Origin of the sequence: Pandoraea communis (genome assembly GCF_902459745.1) — a bacterium.
In the GTDB taxonomy this organism is placed as follows: domain Bacteria; phylum Pseudomonadota; class Gammaproteobacteria; order Burkholderiales; family Burkholderiaceae; genus Pandoraea; species Pandoraea communis.
In genome coordinates this window covers 414,267-438,193 of record NZ_CABPSJ010000001.1, presented here as the reverse complement: position 1 = coordinate 438,193, position 23,927 = coordinate 414,267, and the positions used below count along the sequence as shown (strand labels likewise).

21 protein-coding genes are annotated in these 23,927 nt (G+C 64.4%); 12 read left to right on the top strand and 9 right to left on the bottom strand.

From position 1 onward, the window contains the following. The first annotated feature begins 2 nt into the window (after positions 1-2). Positions 3-1,484 carry an efflux transporter outer membrane subunit gene (locus PCO31110_RS02045; RefSeq protein WP_150689516.1) on the top strand — a complete coding sequence of 494 codons (1,482 nt, stop codon included), beginning with the start codon at positions 3-5 and terminating at the stop codon, positions 1,482-1,484. On the opposite strand, the gene PCO31110_RS02040 is transcribed toward PCO31110_RS02045, so the two are convergent. Together PCO31110_RS02040 and PCO31110_RS02035 are read right to left on the bottom strand one after the other, a co-directional pair. Next, positions 1,478-2,893, bottom strand: a complete 1,416-nt coding sequence (locus PCO31110_RS02040; protein ID WP_150689515.1) for a heavy metal sensor histidine kinase — start codon at positions 2,891-2,893, stop codon at positions 1,478-1,480. The genes PCO31110_RS02045 and PCO31110_RS02040 overlap by 7 nt on opposite strands. Next, the gene (locus PCO31110_RS02035; RefSeq protein ID WP_010804857.1) at positions 2,893-3,570 is read right to left on the bottom strand and encodes a heavy metal response regulator transcription factor; all 678 of its coding nucleotides are present in this window, start codon (positions 3,568-3,570) and stop codon (positions 2,893-2,895) included. The genes PCO31110_RS02040 and PCO31110_RS02035 overlap by 1 nt, the downstream gene beginning before the upstream one ends. Before the next feature lie 478 nt (positions 3,571-4,048). Between PCO31110_RS02035 and PCO31110_RS02030 the strand changes: the two genes are divergently transcribed. Together PCO31110_RS02030 and PCO31110_RS02025 are read left to right on the top strand one after the other, a co-directional pair. After that, the gene (locus tag PCO31110_RS02030) at positions 4,049-4,798 is read left to right on the top strand and encodes an HD domain-containing protein (RefSeq protein ID WP_150689514.1); all 750 of its coding nucleotides are present in this window, start codon (positions 4,049-4,051) and stop codon (positions 4,796-4,798) included. A 38-nt stretch (positions 4,799-4,836) separates the two neighbouring features. Next, complete coding sequence (locus tag PCO31110_RS02025) at positions 4,837-6,003, top strand: M20 aminoacylase family protein (protein ID WP_150689513.1); 1,167 nt, start codon at positions 4,837-4,839, stop codon at positions 6,001-6,003. Between the two features lie 16 nt (positions 6,004-6,019). Here the strand turns inward: PCO31110_RS02025 and PCO31110_RS02020 are convergent, their stop codons facing one another. After that, the gene (locus PCO31110_RS02020; protein ID WP_150689512.1) at positions 6,020-6,763 is read right to left on the bottom strand and encodes a GntR family transcriptional regulator; all 744 of its coding nucleotides are present in this window, start codon (positions 6,761-6,763) and stop codon (positions 6,020-6,022) included. A gap of 239 nt (positions 6,764-7,002) precedes the next feature. On the opposite strand from PCO31110_RS02020, the gene PCO31110_RS02015 reads away from it, so the two are divergent. Continuing rightward, positions 7,003-8,457, top strand: coding sequence for a 2-hydroxymuconic semialdehyde dehydrogenase (locus PCO31110_RS02015; protein WP_010804861.1), 1,455 nt, complete (start codon positions 7,003-7,005; stop codon positions 8,455-8,457). 108 nt (positions 8,458-8,565) lie between these two features. On the opposite strand, the gene PCO31110_RS02010 is transcribed toward PCO31110_RS02015, so the two are convergent. From PCO31110_RS02010 to PCO31110_RS02000, 3 genes are all read right to left on the bottom strand, one after another. Next, the gene (locus PCO31110_RS02010) at positions 8,566-9,771 is read right to left on the bottom strand and encodes an aminotransferase-like domain-containing protein (protein ID WP_150689511.1); all 1,206 of its coding nucleotides are present in this window, start codon (positions 9,769-9,771) and stop codon (positions 8,566-8,568) included. Positions 9,772-9,934: 163 nt separating this feature from the next. Then, entirely contained in the window at positions 9,935-11,434 is a 1,500-nt protein-coding gene (gene amaB / locus PCO31110_RS02005; protein WP_010804863.1) for an L-piperidine-6-carboxylate dehydrogenase, read from the bottom strand. A gap of 116 nt (positions 11,435-11,550) precedes the next feature. Beyond that, positions 11,551-12,576, bottom strand: coding sequence for a DUF1338 domain-containing protein (locus tag PCO31110_RS02000; RefSeq protein ID WP_010804864.1), 1,026 nt, complete (start codon positions 12,574-12,576; stop codon positions 11,551-11,553). A gap of 168 nt (positions 12,577-12,744) precedes the next feature. Here PCO31110_RS02000 and PCO31110_RS01995 point away from each other — a divergent pair, with 168 nt between their 5' ends. Then, positions 12,745-13,680, top strand: a complete 936-nt coding sequence (locus PCO31110_RS01995; protein ID WP_150689510.1) for a LysR family transcriptional regulator — start codon at positions 12,745-12,747, stop codon at positions 13,678-13,680. Between the two features lie 17 nt (positions 13,681-13,697). On the opposite strand, the gene PCO31110_RS01990 is transcribed toward PCO31110_RS01995, so the two are convergent. Together PCO31110_RS01990 and PCO31110_RS01985 are read right to left on the bottom strand one after the other, a co-directional pair. After that, the gene (locus PCO31110_RS01990) at positions 13,698-14,345 is read right to left on the bottom strand and encodes a YitT family protein (RefSeq protein WP_010804866.1); all 648 of its coding nucleotides are present in this window, start codon (positions 14,343-14,345) and stop codon (positions 13,698-13,700) included. Between the two features lie 145 nt (positions 14,346-14,490). After that, the gene (locus tag PCO31110_RS01985) at positions 14,491-15,588 is read right to left on the bottom strand and encodes a branched-chain amino acid aminotransferase (RefSeq protein ID WP_010804867.1); all 1,098 of its coding nucleotides are present in this window, start codon (positions 15,586-15,588) and stop codon (positions 14,491-14,493) included. A 421-nt stretch (positions 15,589-16,009) separates the two neighbouring features. Here PCO31110_RS01985 and PCO31110_RS01980 point away from each other — a divergent pair, with 421 nt between their 5' ends. Next, positions 16,010-16,363: a hypothetical protein gene (locus PCO31110_RS01980; RefSeq protein ID WP_150689509.1), complete on the top strand. Its 354-nt coding sequence runs from the start codon at positions 16,010-16,012 to the stop codon at positions 16,361-16,363. A gap of 13 nt (positions 16,364-16,376) precedes the next feature. Here the strand turns inward: PCO31110_RS01980 and yfcF are convergent, their stop codons facing one another. Continuing rightward, positions 16,377-17,048, bottom strand: a complete 672-nt coding sequence (gene yfcF / locus PCO31110_RS01975; RefSeq protein WP_010804869.1) for a glutathione transferase — start codon at positions 17,046-17,048, stop codon at positions 16,377-16,379. 204 nt (positions 17,049-17,252) lie between these two features. Between yfcF and PCO31110_RS01970 the strand changes: the two genes are divergently transcribed. The 6 genes from PCO31110_RS01970 to PCO31110_RS01945 all read left to right on the top strand — a co-directional run bounded on the left by PCO31110_RS01970 (position 17,253) and on the right by PCO31110_RS01945 (position 23,852). After that, complete coding sequence (locus PCO31110_RS01970; protein WP_010804870.1) at positions 17,253-18,152, top strand: LysR substrate-binding domain-containing protein; 900 nt, start codon at positions 17,253-17,255, stop codon at positions 18,150-18,152. 144 nt (positions 18,153-18,296) lie between these two features. Next, complete coding sequence (locus PCO31110_RS01965) at positions 18,297-19,217, top strand: LysR family transcriptional regulator (RefSeq protein WP_010804871.1); 921 nt, start codon at positions 18,297-18,299, stop codon at positions 19,215-19,217. A gap of 188 nt (positions 19,218-19,405) precedes the next feature. Further along, a complete protein-coding gene (locus tag PCO31110_RS01960; RefSeq protein ID WP_150689508.1) occupies positions 19,406-20,269 on the top strand; it encodes a VOC family protein in 864 nt (287 codons plus the stop codon). 73 nt (positions 20,270-20,342) lie between these two features. Continuing rightward, the gene (locus tag PCO31110_RS01955; protein WP_150689507.1) at positions 20,343-21,068 is read left to right on the top strand and encodes a class II aldolase/adducin family protein; all 726 of its coding nucleotides are present in this window, start codon (positions 20,343-20,345) and stop codon (positions 21,066-21,068) included. A 142-nt stretch (positions 21,069-21,210) separates the two neighbouring features. Further along, positions 21,211-22,551 (top strand): MFS transporter, encoded by a 1,341-nt coding sequence (locus PCO31110_RS01950; RefSeq protein WP_150689506.1) that lies wholly within the window; start codon positions 21,211-21,213, stop codon positions 22,549-22,551. 173 nt (positions 22,552-22,724) lie between these two features. Then, entirely contained in the window at positions 22,725-23,852 is a 1,128-nt protein-coding gene (locus PCO31110_RS01945) for a porin (RefSeq protein WP_150689898.1), read from the top strand. Positions 23,853-23,927: the final 75 nt, after the last annotated feature.

Sequence of the window (23,927 nt, the reverse complement as noted above, 5' to 3'; positions counted from 1 at the left end):
CCATGATCGATATGAAAGCCATCCTGGCACGCACCAGTACGCTCGTTTGCGTCGGAACGGCGCTGAGCGCCTGCTCGACAATTCCTGCCTACCATGCCCCCGATGTCGCCGTACCCGCCCACTACGCAAGCGCCCCCCATCTCGGCGCCGGCTGGGCCACCGCCGCGCCCGCCGACGGCAAGTCCAGAGGGCCGTGGTGGAGCGTCTTCAATGACGAAACGTTGAATCGGTTGGAGGCACGCGTCGCCGTCTCCAATCAGACGGTGAGCCAGGCCGTGGCGCGGTTGGAAGCGGCACGGGCCGCGCTCGGGTATCAACAGAGCGCCTTGGCGCCGACCGTCACCGCCGGCGCGGGGGCACAGCGTTATCGAACGTCTCAGAGCCTCGTGGACCGTGCGCTTGCTGGAAAGACCATCCCTGACTATTCGGTCGGGGCGGGAGTGAGTTGGGAGCCGGACCTGTTCGGACGGGTGAGGAACGCCACCACGGCCGCACGTGACAACGTTCAGGTGAGTCAGGCCGATCTGGAGTCGGTGCGCCTGTCGGTCGCGAGCCAACTCGCCTCTGCATACCTTGACTTGCGCTCGCTGGATCGCCAACAACAGCTTCTCGGGCGCACGGTGACGACCTACGAGGCCGGTCTGCGCATCGTCGAGCAACAGCTCGCCGATGGCGCTATCGACGCCTCCGCGCTCTCCCAGGCGCGAACGCAGCTCGAGAGTGCACGAACGGCGAATCAGGAAATCGAGGCGCAGCGCGCGCAACTTCAGCATGCCATCGCAACACTCATCGGCACGCCGGCATCGTCGTTCTCGCTGCCCCAGGACGCGACCGCGGTCGTGTTGCCGTCGATCCCTGCCGGCGTGCCTTCTGCCCTGCTTCAACGCCGTCCGGACATTGCGGCTGCGGAGCGACGCGTGGCCGCCGCCAATGCTGAAATCGGACAGGCGCGCGCTGCGTATTTCCCGTCGCTTGTCCTCTCGGCGTCGACCGGGCTGGAAAGCACATTCTTCGCCCCCTGGTTGTCTGCGCCGAGTCTCTTCTGGTCCCTTGGGGCACAAGTTGCGAGCGTGCTGTTCGATGGCGGTCGGCGAGACGCAACCCTCAAAGGCGCCAGTGCGCGGTACGACGAAGCTGTCGCTGGCTACCGGCAGACAGTGCTCATGGCGTTCCAACAGACAGAGGACGATCTGAGCGAACTCAACTCGCTCGCTGAGCAGGCACGAAGTCAGCAACGCGCGGCGGCCGGTGCCGAACTGGCGCTCACGTTCGCGAACCATCGTTACGAGGCAGGGGCCGTGAGCTATCTCGACGTCGTCGCAACGCAATCCATCGCCCTGCAGAACGAGCGCACGCTTGAGCAGATCAGACAGCGGCAACTCGACGCGAGCGTCCGATTGCTTCAGGCGCTCGGCGGCGGCTGGGACCGCAAGGCACTGCAAGACGATGCCTCGCCGGCCAGCGAGACGATCGCTGCTCAGTGACGTGCGAAGGAAAGGATGAATCGCGTGCCGGCGGCATCGCTCTCGGCACGCGCGGTCCCACCGTGCAGGGTCATGATGGTGCGCACGATCGCAAGCCCCAGTCCGGCCGCCCCGCTGGCCTGGGGCGTATTGTGGCGTGAAGCGTCCGCACGATAAAACCGGTCGAAAATCCGTTCCAGCAGGGCAGCGTCAATTTGAGGCCCCGGGTTGCGCACGCTGACATCGAGCGACGTTGCGGTGGATTCGACATGCAGCGTGATTTCGCCGCCACGGGGCGTGTAGCGCAGTGCGTTCGCGAGCAGGTTGCTCACCGCGCGGCGGAACAACTCCTTGTCTGCGCGGACGCGACCTTCGCCCGTCACGCGAAGGGTGACGCCGGCTTCGTCGGACAGCCCCTCGAAGTAATCGGCGATTTGAGCGAGGGCGTGGGCGACATCGAACTCCACCATTGCCGTCATGAACTGTGGATGTTCCGCACGTGAAAGAAAAATGACGTTTTCGATCATCTGCGAGAGCCTGGCACATTCCTCCAGATTTGATTCGAGCAGCGCCTCATACTCGGGCACACTTCGCGGTCGCGCCAGCGCGACCTCCGTGGCGCCGCGCAGATTGCCCAGAGGCGTTCGCATGTCGTGGGCGAGATCAGCCGTGTATTGCGACATGCGCTCGAAGCCGTCATGCAGACGCCGTATCATCGAATTCAAAGACGTCGCAACGACCTCGACCTCGCTCGAGGCGCCTTCGATTTTGATCTGCGTATCGAGCTTGTCGACAGTGACCGCTTCCACTTGCGAATCCAGGTCGCGCAAAGGTTGCAGTGCTGCGCGTACCAACAGCCAACTGATCAGAAACGAGAGCAGCATGCCGGAGAGTCCGTACGCGTAGAGCCGCTCCCGGTAATGATCGAGCACGCGCCACCGGTCTGTCATGTCCCGGGCAATCACCACCGTGACCAGCGAACCGTCAGCCAGTCTGGCGTCAGTGGCCAGCCCGCGCACCGGCAAACCCTGCGGGCTGCGCCACTCCAATACGTCGCCTTGGGTGATGCGTTGCGCCGCACCAAGCCTTGAGGAGATTGCTCGCGACGAAAACGACGTATCGATGACCCGGTCCGTATTGTGTTCGACCAGCGTGACGCCGTCTTGCCCACGTATCTCCATTGCGAACGATGGATTTCCGAGCACCTGACTCTTGAGGCGTACGGAATGGTCACGAAGGTCGTCGCCGTTGCGCAGTTCTTCGGCGAGGCGACGCGTGTGGCGGGCATTCAGCACGATGTCGAGATCGTCCTGCTGACGGATCTCACGCCCCAGCGTGAAGTAGAGCGTCGTGCCCACCAGGGCGAACACGGCCAGCGTGGTGCCTGCAAAGCAGAGTGCCAGTGTTGTGGAGAGCGGGCGAGTAGCCATCAGTTGGACGTTTTGATCTCGGCGACATAGCCGACGCCGCGCACGGTGTGAATGATCTTGACGGGGAATTCGTCGTCCACCTTGGCACGCAGGCGTCGGATGGCAACTTCCACCACGTTCGTATCGCTGTCGAAGTTCATGTCCCACACGTAGGAAGCGATTTGCGTTCGGGTGAGCACTTCGCCCTGACGACGCAGGAGAAGTTGCAGCAAGGAGAACTCGCGCGGTGTGAGGTCGATGCGTGTCGCACCGCGACGTACTCGCCGACGTGTGACGTCGATCTCGAGGTCGCCAAGCGTAATGATGTCGCTGTCGCGAGGCGGGCCGCGACGTGCCAGCGTCCGCACGCGCGCGAGCAATTCGACAAAGGCGAACGGCTTCACCAGATAATCGTCGCCGCCCAACTCCAGCCCCTTGACCCGATCGGTGATGTCGTCGCGAGCCGTCAGGAACAATACCGGGGTGCTGTGGGTTTTGCGCAGGGTTTTGAGGACTGACCAGCCATCCATCGCAGGCAGCATGACGTCAAGCACGATCACATCGTACGTCACGTCGTTGGCGAGAATCAGGCCCTCGGCGCCGTCGCTGGCGACATCAACGACGAAGCCGGACTCTTCCAGCCCCTTCTTGACGTACGCACCGGTTTTCGGTTCGTCATCGATTACGAGCACACGCATTGTCGTCGATCCCCTGTCGGTTTGTCCGGATTGTATGCGCTACCCGGACGGTTGTGTGGCGTCCCCCAAGGCTCGCGTACTAACCTTTCAAAAATGTAATGTGGGGGTCACGATTCGGTTAACTTTGCGCTGTCGAGCGCCTTCTCCATCGCCCGTCCAATTCCTCGCGAATTTCCTGCTAAATCCGCGTTGAGTCTCGGGCGTCGGAATCCGCCTCCATGACGCTGCGACATTCTACTGCCGGCGGATGGATCATCAGCATCGCCAGTACCACGACCGTGGATGGAATACCAGGCTCCTTGCGAGTCTTGCGTCTAGGGTAGCCGCGGTCCCGTTCTGACGAATCCTGTCTATTCGTTCAGAATGAGGCCCGCAGGCATCCGGGAAGTCCGTTCGTAAAATCGCGCCGGCCGCCTTTGCCGCAGTGAGGTGAGGCGATCGCCAAAGACCAGACAGGCACAATGGAAATTTGATTGTCATGAATTTATCGACCACGCAACTGGCGCAAACCTTCTCCCCCTATGGCGAGGTCGTTGCCGCCGTGCTCGAGACATTGGGCGCGTCATCGGCAAAGGCGGATGAGCGTGAGGGTAACGACGCTCGTGAAGACGGTTCGCATGACGGGTCGCATTTGATTCGTGTGTGGCGGCTTGTGACGGAGATCGCGGCCGACGAGTCTTTTGTCGATCTGGAGATGCTGGCCATAGCGACGCTGCTGCACGATTGCGTTCAGATCGAAAAGACGGACCCGCGCCGTGCTCAGGCATCGCGGCTCTCGGCCGAGAGGGCGAGCGGTATTCTGCGCACGCTCGGATGGACTGCCGAGCGGATCGCTGCCACGGCGCACGTCATCGAGGCGCATAGCTTTTCGGCGGGTGTTGCGCCTCAATCGCGCGAGGCCTGTGTGCTGCGCGACGCGGATCGCCTCGACGCGATCGGCGCCATCGGCATCGCGCGGACGTTCTATGTAGCCGGTCGCACTGGCTCGCGTCTATACGATCCGCTCGATCCGTTTGCGGCAAGCCGCGGCCTCGACGACCGTCGCTTCGCGCTCGACCATTTCGAAACCAAACTGCTTCGTTTGACCGCCGGCCTGACGACACCGAAGGCCCAACGCATCGGTGAGCAACGCATCGCGACGATGCGCGCGTACCTTGATCTGCTGCGAGACGAAATATCTCCCAGCGTTCGCGAGTCATTCGTCGGAGCGGCGCAATTCAACCGTTAGGAGGGAGCATCGAACACACAACCGACAGGGGGCTTTGCATGACACAGGACATCTATTTCGCCAAGGCGCTGACGGGCTGGCGGCACGCGTTCCACCGTCAACCGGAGACCGGCTTCGAGGAAGTCGGCACGTCGCAAACGGTTGCGACGATTCTGGAGAGCCTCGGACTGGACGTGCATCGGGGCATCGGCGGCACAGGGCTTGTTGCGAACCTGCGTGTCGGAGATGGCGGCGGCGCTATCGGCATTCGGGCCGACATGGACGCGTTGATGATCGCCGAACAAGCGCCGGGACGCGACCATGCATCGCAGGTGCCGGGCAAGATGCATGCGTGCGGGCACGACGGCCATATGTCGATGGTGCTTGGCGCGGCGAAGTTGCTCGCCGAGTCGTGCGACTTCAACGGCACGGTTCGCTTCATCTTCCAGCCCGCCGAGGAGCATGGGCGCGGCGCGAAGGCGATGATTGCCGACGGGCTGCTGGAGCGTTTCCCCATCGATGCGATTTATGGCGCTCACAATATGCCGGGCATTCCAGTGGGGCGCATTGCAACACGCCCCGGCAGCATCATGGCGAGCGAGGACAACTTCGTCGTCCGCATTCGCGGCAAGGGCACGCATGCGGCGCGTCCGCAGATGGGGATCGATCCGCTGGTGATCGGCGCACAAATCGTAGTAGCACTTCAGACGGTGGTGTCGCGTAACGTCGATCCGGGGCTGTCGGCGGTCGTGTCGTGCACGGAATTCATCACGGACGGGATTCGCAACGCCATTCCGACGAACGTTGTCATCAAGGGCGACACGCGCAGCTATACACGGGACGTTCAGCAACTGCTCGAGACGCGCATGCGAGACATCTGCATGGGCCTGTGCGCGATGCACGGCGCGCATTGCGAATTCGAGTACACGCATGAATTCGCGCCCACGGTGAACCGGGCAGACAACACGGCGCTCGCGGTTCGTGCAGCGCAGACGGTTGCCGGTGAAGCGATGGTCGATGCGGAGGTAGCGCCGGTGATGGCGTCGGAGGACTTCGGCGTTTTTCTTCAGCACGTGCCGGGCAACTTCGCGTTCATCGGCAACGGCAGCGGCGACGAGCCCGGTGCTATCCCGTTGCACAACGCCAGCTACGACTTCAACGACGCGATTCTGCCGCTCGGCGCACGTTACTTCGCGCAGATCGTGCGCGACAGTTTGCCACGTTGATCGTCGCGCCGGTCGCTCACCGAACCGGCGCGAGCGGTACGGTTCCGGCGTTGACGATAGTGTCGGGCAGTTCGCGCACGGCTTCGAGCGTCTTGCGAATGTGCGCCGCGAGCAGTGCCGACGCCTTGTCGGCATCGCGGGCGAGGCAGGCGTCGAAGATGGCCTGATGTTCTTCGTGTACGTCGCGCGGCACCGGCTGGTGCGTGATCGACAAACGCCGGTAGCGTTCGGACTGACGATAGAGAATCGCCAGAAAGTGATGCAACCAGCGCGAGGGGCAGGCCCGGATCAGTACTTCATGAAATGTGCGATTGCGCGCTTCCCATTGGGCGAACTGGCTGCCGTCGCCGCGCTGCCCCTGCCCGTTCCCTAGCCGTTCTTCGGCGAGCGAGAGCAGGTGAAATGCGCTCGTGAGATCGGCTTCCCAGGTGTCGTCCCCCAACGCAATGGACTGACGTAACGCTTCGGTCTCCAACTGCACGCGCGTCTCGGTAATGTCGATGAAGTCGGCCAGCGAGATGGGTGTGACCCGAAATCCCCGGTGACCATGCTGGACGACGAGAGCGTCGGCCACCAACAGTGCCAGCGCTTCACGCAGCGTTCCCGCACCAACCTCGTAACGATCCTTCAAATGCTCGACGCGCAGCTTCTCGCCCGGCGCGAGCCGTCCCTCGACGATGTCGCTGCGCAGGCGCATGTACGCGCTTTGCGCCAGCGTGGTGTCGGCAGTCTGGGCGGAAGACGGGGTCGGGCTATGCATGCGCGCGGTGGCTCGGGTGAAGGTGCCGAGATTATAAGCAGCTTCGCAGTGATTTTCGCAAAATTGACAAAAAATCGAGATAAATAAAAATTCTCGAGAAAATATTGACGCGGACCCGGCGGCGGATTTATCGTGTGCTGCATACCGCCGCCCCCGGCATCGAGGGCGTGCCAGGAGACGCCTTGCGCGTTCCGGCAGGGCGATCCGTTCCGAAGCAACCGACACAACGAGAGTGAGACATGAAGGATTTCCAGAACTTCATCAATGGTGAGTGGGTGTCGAGCCCCCGCACCTTCGAGAACCGCAATCCGGTCGACAACAGCGTGATCGGCCACGTGCACGAAGCCGGGCGCACCGAGGTGGATGCTGCCGTTCGCGCCGCACGCGCCGCGCTGCAAGGCCCGTGGGGCACGATGACGGTCGCGCAACGCGTGGCGCTGCTGCACGCCGTGGCCGACGGCATCAATCGCCGCTTCGACGACTTCCTTGCCGCAGAGATTGCGGATACCGGCAAGCCGCATGGTCTGGCGAGCCATCTGGACATTCCGCGCGGCGCGGCGAACTTCAAGGTGTTCGCGGACATGATCAAGAACGTGCCCACGGAGTCGTTCGCGATGACGACACCCGACGGCGGCAACGCGTTGAACTACGGTGTGCGCACCCCGCGTGGCGTGATTGCCGTGGTGTGCCCGTGGAACCTGCCGCTGCTACTGATGACGTGGAAGGTTGGCCCGGCGCTGGCGTTCGGCAACACGGTGGTGGTGAAGCCGTCGGAAGAGACCCCCGCCACGGCCACGTTGCTTGGCGAGGTGATGAACGAAGTCGGCGTGCCGCCGGGCGTCTACAACGTGGTGCACGGCTTCGGTCCGGCATCGGCGGGCGCGTTCCTGACCGAGCATCCGGGGGTGAACGGCATCACGTTCACGGGCGAGACGCGCACCGGCGAAGCGATCATGAAGGCGGCTGCGAACGGTGTGCGTCCGGTGTCGTTCGAGCTGGGCGGCAAGAATCCCGGCATCGTGTTTGCGGATGCGGATTTCGACAAGGCGGTGGCAGGCATTACGCGTTCGAGCTTCGACAACAGCGGTCAGGTGTGTCTGGGCACGGAGCGCGTGTACGTGCAACGGCCGATCTTCGAGCGCTTCGTGGCGGCGCTCAAGGAGCGCGCCGAATCGCTGAAGCTGGGCGATCCGTATGCCGAGGGTACGAACTTCGGCCCGCTCGTCTCGCAGGTGCATCGCGAGAAGGTGCTGTCGTACTACGCCAAGGCGCGCGAGGAGGGGGCGACGGTCGTTACGGGCGGTGGCGTGCCCGATATGCCTGCGTCGATGAAAGACGGTGCCTGGGTGCAGCCGACCATCTGGACCGGTTTGCCGGAGACGGCTTCGGTCATCCGCGAGGAGATCTTCGGGCCGTGCTGCCATATCGCGCCGTTCGATACGGAAGCGGAAGTCATCGCGATGGCGAACGCCACGCCTTACGGCCTTGCCGCGACCGTCTGGACGTCGGATGTCAGCCGTGCCCATCGCATGGGCGCGGCGCTTGAAGTCGGTGTCTGCTGGATCAACGCATGGTTCCTGCGCGATCTGCGCACGGCGTTCGGTGGTGCAAAGCAATCGGGCATCGGCCGCGAAGGCGGCGTGCACTCGCTCGAGTTCTATACGGAACTGCGCAACGTTTGCGTGAAGCTCTGAGCGTAAACGCCAAGGGCCTCGCTGACCCGCCCTTCTCGGGCGGCCAGCGAGGCCCTCGTCGTTGCATTGGCATCCTGAGCGTCAGGTGTTGACCGGACGCGCGCGTCTTTACCCCGCCGTCTTGCCCGTCGCATCCATCGCGAGCGCCAATCGCGCAACGCCGTCCTCAATCGCCGTGACCGCAGGTGCGGCGAACGACAACCGCAGCGATGCCTCATCGGCGTGCTCGGCGAAGAACGCGGTTCCCGGCACGAACAGCACCTTCTGCGCAATCGCATGCGGCAGCAAGTCGCTCGTCTTCACTGCTGCCAGACGCGCCCACACGAACATCCCGCCCTGCGGCGCGTGGAACTGGATGGCATCGCCCAGCTTGTCGCGCAACGCGCCGCACATGGCGTCGCATTTGCGTCGATAAGCCTCGGTGATCTTGGGCAGATGCCGTGTCAACGCGCCGTCTGCCAGATACTCGGCCGCGATGGCTTGCGTCCACGGCACGCTGCACAGATCGACGGTCTGCTTGGCAACCACGCAGCGACGCGCAATCTCCGGCGGCGCAACCGTCCAGCCCACCCGCAACCCCGGCGCGACGACCTTCGACAGGCTCGAGAAGTGCACCACCCAATCGCGCGATCCCGGCACCTCGGCCGTCAGACCCAACAACGTCGGCACCGCCTCGCCCGCGAATCGCAGGTCGCCATACGGATCGTCTTCCACGATCACGAAACGGTACTCCACCGCCAGCTTCAGCAGGGCGATGCGCCGCTCGCGCGAGAGCGTCGCCCCCGTCGGATTGGCAAATGTCGGCACGGTGTACAGCAGCTTCGGCACGGCAATCTTGCCCTCGCGCAGCAGTGCGCTCAGGTGGTCGACGTTCAGGCCGTCGGCGTCCACGGGCACCGTGACGATCTTGGCCTGTTGCAGTCGCAACGCCTGCAACGTCGCCGGATACGCCGGCTGCTCGGTCACAACGACATCGCCCGGCGCGGCCATCACACGCAACAGCAGGTCGAGCCCTTGCTGCGACCCTGTCGTCACCAGCAGTTCTTCGGCAGCGCACGGCGCGCCGCGCGAGGTCATCAGCGAGATGAGCTGGGCCTTGAGTTCGGCGAGCCCGTCGGTTGGGCCGTACTGGAGGCAGCGTGTGGGTTGGGTGAAGGCGCGGGTCTGCGCGGCTGCGAGACCGTCGACGTCGAACAGATCGCTTGCCGGATACCCGCCCGCGAACGAGATCATGCCCGGCTCGGACAGGTATTTGAACAGTTCTCGAATCGGCGAGCCCGCCGGATTGGCGAACGGAGAAGTGAATGCGTACATGGGGGCCTCGCTGCAAAAAGCGTGACGGAATTCGGCGGCTTGGGGAAGGGCGCCGGAGGCATCCGCCATGTTGGCAAGAGGCGTCCGGCGCTGACAGAACTTGCGGTAGCGCCCACGGCGTGGCCCATTGGGATGGGCGACGCCGGCGGCAGCTAGCGCGACTTCACTCGATCGAGAAGTCGATGCCTTGCGCGAGCGGCAGGGCGGAAGAGTAGTTGACGGTGTTGGTGGCACGACGCATGTAGCCCTTCCACGCGTCGGAACCCGACTCGCGGCCGCCGCCGGTTTCCTTCTCGCCGCCGAATGCGCCGCCGATTTCCGCGCCGCTCGGGCCGATGTTGACGTTGGCGATACCGCAGTCGCTACCGGCCGACGACGTGAAGCGCTCGGCCTCGCGCAGATCGGTCGTGAACACGCACGACGACAGACCGTGCGATGCGGCATTGTTGCCGTCGATGGCTTCCGAGAAGTCGCTGTACTTGAGCACGTACAGAATCGGGGCGAACGTTTCGGTCAACACCACTTCCGTTTGCGACGGCATTTCGACGATGGCCGGCTTCACGTAGAAGCCGTTCTCTGCGCCGGCGACCGTGTGACGCTCGCCACCCGTGACCTTGCCGCCTTGTGCGCGTGCCTGATCGAGTGCGCCCTGCATGCGCTTGAACGCGCCTTCGTCGATCAGCGGGCCCATCAGGGTGCCGCGCTCGAGCGGATTGCCGATGGAGACCTTGCCGTACAGCGTTTTCAGACGGTCGACGGTCTTGTCGTACACGCTTTCGTGCACGAACAGGCGGCGCAGCGTGGTGCAACGCTGACCGGCCGTGCCGACGGCCGAGAACAGAATGCCGCGCGGGGCCAGTTCCATGTCGGCACTGGCGGTCACGATACCGGCGTTGTTGCCGCCCAGTTCCAGAATCGAACGGCCAAAGCGGCGGGCGACTTCCACGCCGACCTTGCGACCCATTTCCGTGCTGCCCGTGGCGCTCACGATAGCCGAACGCGGGTCGGCAACCAGTGCTTCGCCCACGTCGCGACCGCCGATGATGAGGGCGGTCAGGCCTTCCGGTGCGTCGCCGAATTCGGCGATGACCTCTTCCATCAGCTTGTTGACGGCCAAGGCGGTCAACGGGGTCTTCTCCGAGGGCTTCCACACGACGGCGTTGCCGCAGACGAGCGCGAGCGCCGCGTTCCACGACCACACAGCGACCGGGAAGTTGAAGGCGGAGATGACGGTGCACACGCCCATCGGATGCCACGTTTCGGCCATGCGGTGGCCGGGACGCTCCGACGCGATGGTCAGGCCGTACAGTTGACGCGACAGGCCGACGGCGAAGTCGCAAATGTCGATCATTTCCTGCACTTCGCCCAGACCTTCTTGCAGGATCTTGCCGGCTTCGAGCGTGACGAGCGCGCCCAGCGCCTGCTTGCGCTCACGCAGCTTTTCGCCGAGCAGGCGCACCAGTTCGCCGCGACGCGGCGCCGGCACATTGCGCCATGCGGTGAACGCGGTGTGCGCGCGGGCGAGCGCGGCTTGCGCGTCGACTACCGAGGCGCTGGCCACGCGGCCGATCAATGCGCCGTCGATCGGCGAGTGCACGGCGATGTCGCCGGCTTCGGCCAGTTTGGCAATGCCCAACTCGTTGAGGATGGAAGTCGCGTTCACGTTGATACCCCTATGGAATTCAGTGTTGGCCGCCGGTGCCGTTCACCGGCGCCGGCAGGTGAGGAGGCGGCACAGGCGCACAAGACGTATTGTGCGCCGAAGGCCACCCGGCTCGGTTACTTGGCGTTGGCCGTCATCTTGAAGATACCTTGCGCATTGCCGGCGTCGAACCGCAGGTCGATCTTCCAGCAACGCTTGGCGGTGTCGTACTCGCGATGACGCGTGATGAACTCGTAGAACGAACCCGGCACCTCGCGTGCGACGATCTCGCCGTCCTTGCCGCGGAACTCGCGACGCACGGTGTCGGCACGATAAGCCGTCTGGAACACGCGGCCGGAGCGTGAGCGCTCGACCTCGGGCTTCATCGGGCGGCCCTTGGCCTTCTCGGCGTCGGACAGCGCGAACACGTCTTCGACGCGGTCGGTCGCATGGTTGAACGCGTTGCCTTCGGTCGCAATCCAGGCCATTTCGGCGGATTCGGCCAGCAGCAGTTCGTAGTCGGCTTCGCCCGGCACGTCGTGCTGACGGGCGAACGCACCGACGATCACCGGCAGCAGCGCCTGTGCGCTGTCGAGCGGCAGGGTGCCGTCGCGTTCCAGTTCCCAGAGCTGACTGACGGCCGCCGGCGTGAGCGGGTCTTTCGACGTACCGACGACACGCGACACGGCTTGCTGAAACGTCTCGGAGAATCGCTCCGGATGCAACTCGCTCACGAAGAATTGCGAAATCTCTTCGGGGGCGTCTTCATGGGCATAGGCGCGGCCGGTCATGCCGAGACGATCGAGCGGATAGCGACCGTTCAGACGGAAGCCCAGCGGACGCAGAATGCGCGTGAAGGCGGCTTCGCCCGGCGGCAGGGCACCGTTCTGCGCCCAGCGCACCGTGCGCAGCGCGCCGTGATCGAAGTAGACGCTGCCACCACCGGCAATCGCTTCTTCGGTATAGGTGCGGCCGTTCGGCGAACGCGCCAGCAGCCCTTCGAACAGCGCCATGTTCATAGCCTGCGCCAGTTCGGCGCGGGTCACGCGGCCCGGCTCGCAATCGGCCAGAATCGACGGCGAATTGAGCGTGGCAAAGAGCGCGTCGGTTCGCGCTTCCCCAATCAGGGAAACCAGCAAGGACTGCACATTGGCATTGCGCATCGGATTGTCTCGCAGGGGAGGGGCGCCGTCTCAGGGCGCCGCAGGGGTGTCAGGGCATGGCATGAAGCGCGTAACCCCATGCCATCTTGCAGTATCAGCATTATTGGAACGGATGCTACGCCCGTAAAGCGAGATAAAATTGCCACTTGATGCGTTTTGGGAATCAATATGCGCAAATTCAAGACCCCCGGCACGGCGGCGCTGCTGGCCTTCGAGGCGGCCGCCCGCCATGAGAGCTTTACCCACGCGGCGCGCGAGCTGTTCCTGACGGAAAGCGCGGTGTCGCGCCAGATCGCCACGCTTGAGACGCAGCTTGGCGTGCGCTTGTTCGTTCGGGCGAAACAGCGGGTCGTGCTCACGCGCGCCGGACGCCTGTACGGCACGCAAGTGCGCCGCACGCTGGAGCAACTGGACCGTGACACGCTCGCGATCATGGCTCACGGCAGCGGTGGCGGCTATCTCGAGCTGGCGGTGCTGCCGACGTTTGCGTCCGAGTGGTTGATTCCGAGAATGAAAGACTTCGACGACCGGCACCCGGACGTTCGCGTGAACATGGGCGTGCACACCGATCTCTTCACGTTTGACGAGACGCACTTCGAAGCGGCCATTCACTTCGGACAACCGACGTGGCCGGGCACCTCGTCGGACTATCTCTTCGGTGAGGAAGTGGTGCCGGTGTGCCACCCGTCGCTGCTGAAAGGGCCGGTGCGCAACGCGGCGGATCTGCTCACCTATGCGCTGCTGCATTCGACGACCCGTCCCAGCGCCTGGACGCAATGGTTTGCGGAGCAGCGCATCGAGGACAACCGGACATTGCAAGGCGTGCGCTACGAGCTCCACACGATGCTGATCGCCGGGGCGGCCGCGGGGCTCGGCATCGCGCTGGTACCGAAGTTCTTCGTCGAAGGGCAATTGGCGAGCCTCGGCCTGACGATTCCGTTCGACGTGAAGAGCGTGGCCGGGTCGGCCTACTACCTCGTCTACCCGACGGAACTCACGCACGGGCAGCCACTGAGCGTGTTCCGCGAGTGGCTGCTGACTCAGGCGAGCGCGTACCGGCCTGAAGAACCGGAAGGACGCGCCGGGGCGCCCGGCGCGGCTTGATGCGGCTTAACCGTGGCCTAACGTCCGGTGTAGCGCCCCGGCCGGTGCCACGCCACGACCATGGCGCTCATGGCCACGGCGGACAGTGCGGACCAGGCGACGCGCCCTGCCGGTATGGTGGTGAGCGAGACGAGCAGGATTGTCGCGTCGATACACACCTGAGAGATGCCGGCATTGATACCGCGCTCGCGTTGCAGCCAGAGCGTGACGATACCGGTGCCGCCCACGCCGGCGCCGTGACGGGCGAGGGCCAGAATGCCCATGCCGCACAGCGTGCCGCCGACGAACGCCGCGAACAGCGGATTGACGAAGGCGACGTTGAACGTCTGCGGCATGGCCGCGAGGGCGAAGGTGATGCCGAAGCTCGCGACGGTGGACTTGAGCGCGAAGCGCAAACCCATCGTGAAGTACGCGAACAGGAAGAACGGAATGTTCACCAACGTGAAGATGGTGCCCACCGGTAGGGGAAAGACGTAGGAGGCGAGCAGTGCAATGCCGGCCACGCCGCCGGTGACCAACCCGGCAGCCTTGAGCAGCACCAGACCGACCACCACAAATGCCATGCCGATGACCATCGCGTAGATGTCTTCGAGCACGGAGTGCGGAACGCCGATTGTGTCGGTTGCCGCAATGGCGCCGGATACGGCGCCCGAATCGTGTTTCATGATCTGTAAGTCAAGGACAACAAGACGGCGCGCCCGACTCTCCTGATGTCGTAGCGCGCCGCCGGCGATTTCCCGCGTCGCTGTCTCGGGCGACGCGCAGCTTCACAGCTTGTTATGTCGAAAAACCAGGCGTTACAACGTGCGATTACGCGACGTGGTGCACCCAGCCGAACGGATCGGCAACCTTGCCACGTTGAATGCCCGTGAGTTGATCGCGGATGCGCTTCGTGACCGGGCCTTCGCCGCCGTCGGCGATGTTGAATTCGCCCTTGGCGTGACGCACCTGACCGATGGCCGTGACGACCGCCGCCGTACCGCAAGCGAATGTTTCCTTCACGCGGCCGCTGGCGGCGTCGGCTTGCCATTGGGCAAACTCGTAAGGCGTTTCGTTGACGCTCAGGCCTTCGCGCTTGGCCAGTTCGATGATCGAGGCGCGCGTGATGCCCGGCAGAATCGTGCCGGACAGCGGCGGCGTCTGGAGCGAGCCGTCGTCCATCACGAAGAACACGTTCATGCCGCCGAGTTCTTCGATCCAGCGATGCTGTGCGGCGTCGAGGAACACGACCTGATCGCAGCCCTTCGCGCTGGCTTCGGTCTGCGCAATCAGGCTTGCGGCGTAGTTGCCGCCGCACTTGGCCGCACCGGTGCCACCGGGTGCCGCGCGCGTGTACTGGTCAGACACCCACACGGTTACGGCTGCCTTGCCCGGTTTGAAGTACGGGCCGACCGGACAGGCGATCACGCAGAAGATGTACTCATGTGCGGCACGCACGCCCAGGAAGCTCTCCGAGGCGAACATGAACGGACGGAGGTAGAGGCTGCTGCCCTCGGTGCCCGGGATCCATGCGCGGTCGATGTCGACGAGCTTTTCCACGGCTTCGAGGAACACGGCTTCCGGCAGTTCGGCCATCGACATGCGCTTGGCGGATTCACGGAAGCGCTTGGCATTGGCTTGCGGGCGGAACAGCGAAATCTTGCCGTCTTCGCTGCGGTAGGCCTTCATGCCTTCGAAGATCTCCTGCGCGTAGTGCAGCACGGCGCATGCCGGATCGATCTCGAACGGACGGCGGGCCTCTACCTTCGCATCGTGCCAGCCCGTGCCCTCGGTCCAGCGGATCGTGACCATATGGTCGGTGAATACGCGGCCGAACACCGGGTTCGCCAGCTTGGCGGCGATCTGGTCGGCGGGCGTGGGGTTGGCGTGCGGCTCCACGACAAAACGCAATTGATTATCGGCGCTCATGTTTCTTCAATGTCTCGGCAGAGGTGGCTTCAGTCGTCAGTGTCGTTAACGTAAACGGCAAGGTGGCGATATTTTCCTCCTTTCGGCCCCTGCCTGTCGACTGAATTCACCGTCCAAGCCGTCACGCCGGGGGTTTCGCGGGAATCACGCCAAAAAACATCGGAATTTGGCCTGTTTTTGGAAGAAAAGTGCGAGATTTCGCAAAAGTGCGGCTTACCGATTCGTGCAGCCAGTCCATCGTACGCAGAGGTAACCGTGTGTAAAAAAGCGTTTCAGCACACCTGGCCGAAGGTGCTCGACATTTAAGATCAAAAGCGGATGATGTCGGGAACGCCGCAGCGTTGTCGACGGCCATGCTTTCGGTGGGTGCCCACATACTGGGGACGTACCTGCGCAATAAAAGCAAAGGGAGAGGAGGCAGATGAAATCGTCAACGATTCGGATGTTGCGCGCGTATCTGATAGTGGCCTCGTTGGGGGCCGCCTGCATTGATGCCTGCGTCGTGATGGCCATGCTGGTGTTCGACGTGCCCGAGCGAATCTTCACCTCGGCCGACTTCCAGATCGCGATGGCTGCCTCATTGTTCCTGCTGGTATTCGCGGCACGCACGCTCGCCGCATCGGCGTATCAGGCGGCGCTCGTGTCCCGTCACGCCATCGAGCATGGCGCGCGCGGCCGGGCCAGCGTCGCATTGCGCAACGACTGCCCGAACCGTCTGCTTGTCTTGCTTTACATCCGCATTCACCGTCAGCGCCTGGCGCTGGTGGCGGCCTGACAGGGAAGACCGCTCAGGCGGCCTTGTCGTCGACCACATCGCCGGGACGCGGCGGGCGCGTCATCGCCGCCCATTCCTGTATCGCCGGTCGCGTGAATTGACGGCGGGCGTAGTCGGCCAGCGCGGGCGGCACCACGTCGTCGTTGTACACGAGGCGGTTGAGCATCAGCGCGAGATCGACGTCCGCGATGCACCACTTGTCGAACAGCGACATGCGGCCATCGGGCAGCAGGCTCTGAGCAATGGCGATCAGTTTGCTTGCGGCGGCATAGCCCGCGTCGGAGAGCGGCTTGTCCGCCGGACCATAGAAGATCACTTCCGTCGAGCGCTCCTCACGCAAGGCCCCCAGATCGCTGCGCAACCAGGCCTGCACCTGACGCGCCCGGGCACGCTCGCGCACATCCGGCGGATAGACCGGCACTTCGGGCGAAATCGTCTCGAGATACTCGGTAATGGCCGACGATTCGGATAGCGCGAACTCGCCGTGTACGAGCGTGGGAACGCGGCGCGTGAGCGACAGATCCGCGAAGCCGATGTCGTGATGCGCGCCTTGCTCGAGATCGACGGTGCGCAGATCGAACGGCAGACCTTTCTCGCGCAGCGTGACGAAAGCCGAAAGCGCGTAGGGACTCGTGAACTTAGCGTCCACATAGAGCGTGAACGAGGCGGGGGCAGCGGCTGACACGACGGACTCCTGTAAGGGGACGCGCGGGCAACGGCGACGCACGCCGCAGCGGCATGCGATGTTGTGGCGCAACGGCCCGCAAGCGTCAATCTTGCCGCAAGCGCGCGGTGATAAGCTACTGCAAAAATCGCCAGTGAGGTGTGATCTGGATTCACACCTCGCCGGTTTTCTCTGCGCCGATTTCTTCGCCCCCCCCCCCGTCTCATGAACACTTCGCACCGCGCCCGCCCGCCGCTGGCCAATTTGGAGACTGTCTGCCTCGTCGCTCGTCACGGCTCGTTCACGGCGGCGGCCGACGCGAGCGGCCTCACGCATGGTGCGATCAGCCGCCGCGTCGGGGCAGTGGAAAACTGGCTCGGATGCGCGCTGTTTGAGCGGCACGGCCGGGGTGTCAGCCTGACCTGCGACGGCCAGCGATTCCTGGGGCGTATCGAGCATGCGTTCGACGTGATCGATGCGGCTGCCGACCAGTGGCATCAGGCACGCAAGGCGCCGGCCGTGCGTCTGAGCGTGGTGCCGTCCTTCGCTAAACTCTGGCTGCTCGAAAGGTTGCGTTCGCTCGAAGCGGGGCAGCCGTTCATCGACATTCACGTCACCACAGAACATCGCAATGCAGATGTGGGCGCGGGAGAAGTCGACATCGCGCTGCGCTATGGCCGTGGCGGCTGGACCAGTGTCGATGCCGAACCGTTGATGGACGAGACACTGTACCCGATCGCCTCACCGGACATTGCGCAGCGTCTCGAGGGCGCGAGCGCGGCCGACATGCTCGCGATGCCGTTGCTGCACGACTCCGACCTGACGGGCTGGCGCGCGTGGTGCAGCGCGCAAGGCGTTTCGCTGCGCCCGCGAGCCCGGGACCGGCGCTTCGAGGATTACACCGTCGTGCTTGCGGCCGCAGAAGCGGGACTCGGCATTGCAATGGCCCGTGCGCCGCTGGCCGACGACTGGATCGCCCGCAGCCGTCTCAAGCGCTTGTCGAGCGTCGAAGTGGCGTGCCCGCTGAAGTACCACATCGTGACGGCCAAGCGAGAGAAGCGTCCCGAAGTGCTGGAAGTTATGGCGCGTCTGCATGAAGCGGCGCGTGCGAGCACGCGCACGTAAATATCATGATCGCGACAGGGCGAATGGGCGGGGTTTCCCGCACTGCCCATGTTGCCGGACGTTGCCTAAAATGCGGGACCGCCCCGCCTGTGGGGCCTCGACCCTGACGCTCTAAATGCTTCTTGCAGGACTGCACGGCTGGGCATGAACTTACGCTCGCTCGACCTGAATCTATTGCTCGTGTTCGAGTCGATGCTGCGCACGCGCAGCACGACCGTCACCGCAGAGGAACTGAACCTCACGCAATCGGCCGTGAGCAACGCGCTCAAACGTCTGCGTCTCGCGTTTGGCGACCCGTTGTTCGTCAAGACGCCGCAAGGCATGTGGCCGACCGATCTCGCCCTCGCGCTCGCGCCGCCGGTCACCGAAGGTCTCGGTCTGATCCGTGGTGCAGTGGAGGCGCCGCAGGACTTCGTGCCGGCAAACGCGCAACGCACGTTCCGTCTTTACCTGAGCGACATCGGTCAGTTGATCTTCATGCCGAAGCTGATGGCCACGCTCGCGGCCGAGGCGCCGGGCGTGCGCATTGTCACCGTCGACACCACGCCGCGTGAGGCACAGAACGCCATGGCGATGGGCGATATCGATCTCACGCTGGGACTCTTCACCCGCTTCTCGTCGGGCTTCCACCAGCAGCGTTTGTTTCGCGAGCACTACGTCGCACTCGTGCGCGACGGGCATCCCACGATTCGCGAACAACTGACCGGCGAAGCATTTCTGAGCGCGGCGCACGCAGTGTATCGACCGACAGCCGGTCATCACGATGTCTTCGAGACGGCCGTCGAGCATTGGTTTGCACAGGCGGGGCGCCAGCGCCACGTCGCGTTGCGCATGGCGCATTCGATGGGACTCTCGGCGCTCATTGCCGCGAGCGACCTCGTGGTCTGTGTGCCGACGCGGCTCGGACGCGCGCTCAAGGCCGCCGCCGATCTACGCACCTACGCGTTGCCGTTCGATGGCCCCGAGTTCGATATCTCGCAACTCTGGCACGAGCGCTTTCACACCGACGCCGGCCATCGCTGGTTGCGCAGCACCCTCTTTCGCCTGTTCCACGGCGAAGACTGATCCGCCATTCTTCCTCGTTCGTGTGACACGTCGCCGCTCGCATGCTGCACACCCAATTCACGTCGTAAATACCGCGCATTTACGCAATTTGTTGGCGTCATGCGGCGCCGGTCCTTATCGTATCCCCACGACATTGCAGTCATCGGGCGTTCGCCCGGAACACGAACAATATCCGCAGGAGACAAGCGGTGATCAATCTGCACGACATTCGTTACGTGCGGCTGGGCACACGCGACCTCGAGGGTGCCACGCGCTATGCGCGCACCATTCTCGGGTTGCAGGAAGTGCGCCGGGAGGCCGGTTACGTATTCCTTCGCAGCGACAGCCGCGACCATTCGGTGTGCTACTTCGAAGGCGATCCCGCCGACCATACGGTCGCGTTCGATGTCGCGAGCGACGCGCATTTCGATGTCGCCGCCGCGCAGCTCGAAAGCATGCGCATCGAGTTTCGGCGGGGCACACGCGACGAAGCCGACATGCGTCGCGTGGGCGATTTTCTGACGTTTCTCGATCCGAGCGGCAATCGGATCGAGCTGGTGTTGCGCGCCGCGCAGACCGGCCGCCGGTATCACGGCGAGCGCGATGCGGGCATCGATTCGTTCAGCCACGTTGGGTTGTGCACGACCGACGCGCGCCGCGACGAAGCCTTCTGGACGAGCGTGTGCAACGCCCGTGTGTCGGATCGCATCGGCGACGCACCGCTGCTGCGCATCGACGACGTGCATCACAAGATCGCACTGTTCCCGGCCAAGCGCGCGGGCATCCAGCATGTGAATTTTCAGGTGAACGGCATCGACGACCTCATGCGCTCCTGGTACTTCCTGCGCGAGCAAGGCGTGCCGATTCGCTTCGGTCCGGGACGTCACCCCACGTCGCACGCGATGTTTCTGTACTTCGCGGGGCCGGACGGCATGGTCTACGAGTACTCCACGGGCGTGCGCAAGATCGCGCCCGAAGACGAAGCGACCTACGTGCCGCGTCAGTTCCCCTTCGATCCGACGGGGTTCTGCATGTGGGGCGCGAAACCCGAGATCCCCGAGTTTTCGGCCTGACGCGATGCATCGATTGGCTTGCGGTCATGACGCCTGATAACGCCGAATAACACTGAATAGCGCTGGATTCCCCATGAGACAACACACGTTCGATGCCGGGCGCATCGCCGAGCTGGATCGCGCGGTGCGCGTAGCGGCGCGCACGCTGGCCCGCGCAGGGCTGGCCCACGCGTACGGTCATTGCAGCGCGCGTCTCGACGCCGATCACTTCCTCGTATGCGCGGCCCGCCCGATGGGACTCATCGGCGTGGGCGAAGCGGGCACGGTGGTGCCCGTCGATGGCCCGCTGCCCGACGGCGTGCTCGGCGAAGTCCGTCTGCATCAGAAGATCTATCGCTCACGTTCCGATATTGGCGCTGTAGCGCGCTCGATGCCGCCCAAGACCATGTCGCTCTCGACACTGCGCAGAACGCCACGCGCGTTGCACGGCCCGGGCACTTACTTCGCTCCCGGCGTGCCGCTGTGGGACGACCCGCAACTGATTCGCTCCGACGCGCAAGCCGAGGCGGTCATCGCCGGGATGGGCGAGAACGCCGCTGTGGTAATGCGTGGCAACGGCGCGGTTGTCGCCGCCGACACGCTCGAAGCGATGGTGGCGCTTACGTGGTACCTCGAAGACGCGGCCCGCGTCGACCTCGACGTGCTCGCGCTCGAAGCCGCTTATCCCGCAGCCGTACTCGATCCCGACGCCTGCCGCGCGCGCGCCACCCGCTCGGGCCGGATCATCGAGCGCATGTGGGAATACCTCTCGGCGGGAGATCCGGAATTGCCGGACGCAAGCGCATCGCCTGCCGCGTGATCGCGACTCGGCGATCCGGAGCGTCATGCCCGATTTTTTGACGTAATCGCCCCCAACCGGCGGTGCGGCCTTCGCAGAGCGTCGTCGACAGACGCCACGGCCCGCCGCTCAGTCAGCGGACACCACCGCACAGGAGACAGACATGGAAATTTCCGCCTTGATGAACCGCAGGGGCATCACGCCATTTCAATGGCGCGTGATTGCCCTGTGCTTCCTGATCGTCACATTGGACGGCTTCGATACTGCCGCCATCGGCTACCTCGCACCGGCCATCCGTAGCGAATGGACGATGGCGACGACCAGCCTCGGCACGGTCTTCGGTGCGGGGCTTGGCGGCCTGATGCTCGGCTGCTTCATCTTCGGCCCGCTGGCCGATCGCATCGGCCGCAAACGCGTGCTGATTCTCTCGGTCATCCTGTTCTCTCTGGGCAGCATTGCGTCGGCGTTCGTTCACAGCCCGACCGAGCTTGCCGTCATGCGCTTCCTTACCGGCATCGGCCTGGGCGGCGCCATGCCCAACGCCATCACCCTCAGTTCGGAATATTGCGCCGAGCGCATGCGTTCGCTGCTTGTGACGGCCACGTTCTGCGGCTTCACGCTGGGCTTCGCCATCGGCGGCGAGATCGTCGCGCAGACGCTCCCGCACATTGGCTGGCGCGGCGTGTTGATCGCCGGTGGCGTTGTGCCGCTCGCCGTCGTGCCGGTGCTCATGCGCTGGTTGCCGGAGTCGATGCGCTACCTCGCCACACGCGCGGACAGTGCCGACAGGTTGCTGGCCATCGCACGGCACATCGATCCGCAGGTCACGCGCATCGATCCGGAAGTGGTGCCGGCCGGCGCTGCGAGTTCTGCGGTGGGCGGGTTATTCGCGCGCCGGTACGTCGTGGGCACGCTGCTGCTTTGGGCGACGTACTTCTGCACGCTGTGCGCGTTCTATCTGCTCACGAGCTGGCTGCCGTTGGTCGTCAAGGATTCGGGTTACACGTTGGCGGAAGCGGCTCGCATCGGCGCGATGTTGCCGCTCGGCGGCACCGTCGGCGCGGTGCTGATCGGCTTCGCGATGGATCGCACGAGTCCGTATCGGGTGCTGGCCGCGTCGTATGTCATGGCCGGCATCGCACTGTGTGTGCTTGGAGCGGTCACGCATCAGGCTGGCTGGCTGATGACGGTTGTCTTCCTCGCGGGCTTCGGTGTCGCCGGATCGCAAACCGGGGCCAATGCGCTGACAGCGGCGTACTACCCGACGGCGTCGCGCGCGACCGGCGTGGCATGGGCGCTGGGTGTCGGACGTCTCGGTTCGATCCTGGGCTCCAGCCTTGGCGGCGTGCTGATCGCCACTGCGTCGAGCACGGCGCAGGCCTTTCAGATCGTCGCGATTCCTGCGTTTCTTGCGGCGGCGCTGATGCTCGTCATGCGCCGTCGCGTGGGACGCACGGGGTCTCTTGCCGCAGCCGCCACCCAGCCTGCCACGGGGGCGGTCTGAGCGGTGCCCGGGGCGAGCGCCCAGACACGCTCGCCCTTGCTGTCCCCGCGGCTTGAACGTTCCCCGACGCGCAAGCCGCGGCGCCTGCCCCCGCAGGCATTTGCCAGCTACCGGTCGACACAGGCCGGACTACCACATGAATCAATGGAGACATCATCGTGACCCTCAAGGGACTGCCCGCGCTCGCGCTGGCTGCCGGCCTCGCATTGGCCCACACTTCCGCCTCGGCCCAGAGCGTGACGCTCTACGGCATTCTCGACACCGGTATCGAATACCTCTCGCACGCCGGCGCCAACAACAGCTCGCTCGTGCGCGTGCCGGCCAACACCGGGTCGCTGCCGTCGCGTTGGGGCCTGCGTGGCGATGAGGATCTCGGCGGTGGTTTGCACGCGGTGTTCGCGCTCGAGAGCGGATTCAATGTTCGCGCGGGCGATCTCAATCAGGGCGGGCGGCTGTTTGGCCGTCAGGCGTGGGTGGGGCTGTCGAATCCCTACGGCACGCTGTCGTTCGGCCGCCAGTATTCGATGACGTTCTGGGTCATGAACGACGCCGACATTCTCGGCCCGGATCTCTTCGGCAGCGGATCGCTCGACAGCTACATCCCGAACGCGCGCAGCGATAACACCGTCGCCTACAAGGGCGTGTTTCAGGGCCTGACGGTGGGCGCCACCTATTCGTTCGGACGCGACGGCGGCGGCACCGGCAACTCGCCGGGGCAGGGCACATGCGCCGGACAAACGCCTGGACAGATGACGTCCTGCCGCCAGATCTCGACGATGCTCAAGTACGACACGGCATGGTTCGGCGTGGCGCTCGCGTGGGACGAACAGCGTGGCGGCGCCGGTGCTGCCGCGAACTTCTTCAACGGCGCAGCGGCCGTGCCGCTCACGAGTTCGTCGGACAAGGACACGCGCTGGCAGATGAACGGCTATGTCAAGGGGGGCAACTGGAAGACGGGGGCGGGATGGCTCGGCCGTCGCGTGCAAACGGCGTCCGCAGCGGTGGCCGATGTGAACTCCGACATGTTCTACGTTGGCGCCATGTATCAATTCACGCCAGCATTTGCCGTGGATGGCGAAGTCTTCCGCATGCTCAACGCTCGTCAGAACACACGGGCGACCATGGCGACGCTGCGAGGTACGTACTTCCTGTCGAAGCGAACGGCCGTGTACACGCAGGTGGCGTGGCTGGGGAATAGCGAGCACGCGGCGTATTCGGTGAGTTCGGGCGGGGCGGGTGGCGCGCCGACGGCGGGGACGAGCCAATTGGGGGTGAACGTCGGCATGCGTCACACCTTCTGACGCGGCGTGCCCCGCACGCGATAGGGCCGTCGACAATGCAAACACGGCGCACCGCTTTCGCGATGCGCCGTGTTT

Coding starts and splice junctions, on each gene's coding strand:
- PCO31110_RS01965 (WP_010804871.1), top strand. CDS start 18,297: ATGAACTTACGCTCGCTCGACCTGAATCTATTGCTCGTGTTCGAGTCG.
- PCO31110_RS02030 (WP_150689514.1), top strand. CDS start 4,049: ATGAATTTATCGACCACGCAACTGGCGCAAACCTTCTCCCCCTATGGC.
- PCO31110_RS02025 (WP_150689513.1), top strand. CDS start 4,837: ATGACACAGGACATCTATTTCGCCAAGGCGCTGACGGGCTGGCGGCAC.
- PCO31110_RS01950 (WP_150689506.1), top strand. CDS start 21,211: ATGGAAATTTCCGCCTTGATGAACCGCAGGGGCATCACGCCATTTCAA.
- PCO31110_RS02000 (WP_010804864.1), bottom strand. CDS start 12,576: ATGCGCAATGCCAATGTGCAGTCCTTGCTGGTTTCCCTGATTGGGGAA.
- PCO31110_RS01990 (WP_010804866.1), bottom strand. CDS start 14,345: ATGAAACACGATTCGGGCGCCGTATCCGGCGCCATTGCGGCAACCGAC.
- PCO31110_RS02040 (WP_150689515.1), bottom strand. CDS start 2,893: ATGGCTACTCGCCCGCTCTCCACAACACTGGCACTCTGCTTTGCAGGC.
- PCO31110_RS02010 (WP_150689511.1), bottom strand. CDS start 9,771: ATGTACGCATTCACTTCTCCGTTCGCCAATCCGGCGGGCTCGCCGATT.
- PCO31110_RS02035 (WP_010804857.1), bottom strand. CDS start 3,570: ATGCGTGTGCTCGTAATCGATGACGAACCGAAAACCGGTGCGTACGTC.
- PCO31110_RS02020 (WP_150689512.1), bottom strand. CDS start 6,763: ATGCATAGCCCGACCCCGTCTTCCGCCCAGACTGCCGACACCACGCTG.
- PCO31110_RS02015 (WP_010804861.1), top strand. CDS start 7,003: ATGAAGGATTTCCAGAACTTCATCAATGGTGAGTGGGTGTCGAGCCCC.
- PCO31110_RS01980 (WP_150689509.1), top strand. CDS start 16,010: ATGAAATCGTCAACGATTCGGATGTTGCGCGCGTATCTGATAGTGGCC.
- PCO31110_RS01955 (WP_150689507.1), top strand. CDS start 20,343: ATGAGACAACACACGTTCGATGCCGGGCGCATCGCCGAGCTGGATCGC.
- PCO31110_RS02045 (WP_150689516.1), top strand. CDS start 3: ATGATCGATATGAAAGCCATCCTGGCACGCACCAGTACGCTCGTTTGC.
- PCO31110_RS01995 (WP_150689510.1), top strand. CDS start 12,745: ATGCGCAAATTCAAGACCCCCGGCACGGCGGCGCTGCTGGCCTTCGAG.
- PCO31110_RS01970 (WP_010804870.1), top strand. CDS start 17,253: ATGAACACTTCGCACCGCGCCCGCCCGCCGCTGGCCAATTTGGAGACT.
- PCO31110_RS01985 (WP_010804867.1), bottom strand. CDS start 15,588: ATGAGCGCCGATAATCAATTGCGTTTTGTCGTGGAGCCGCACGCCAAC.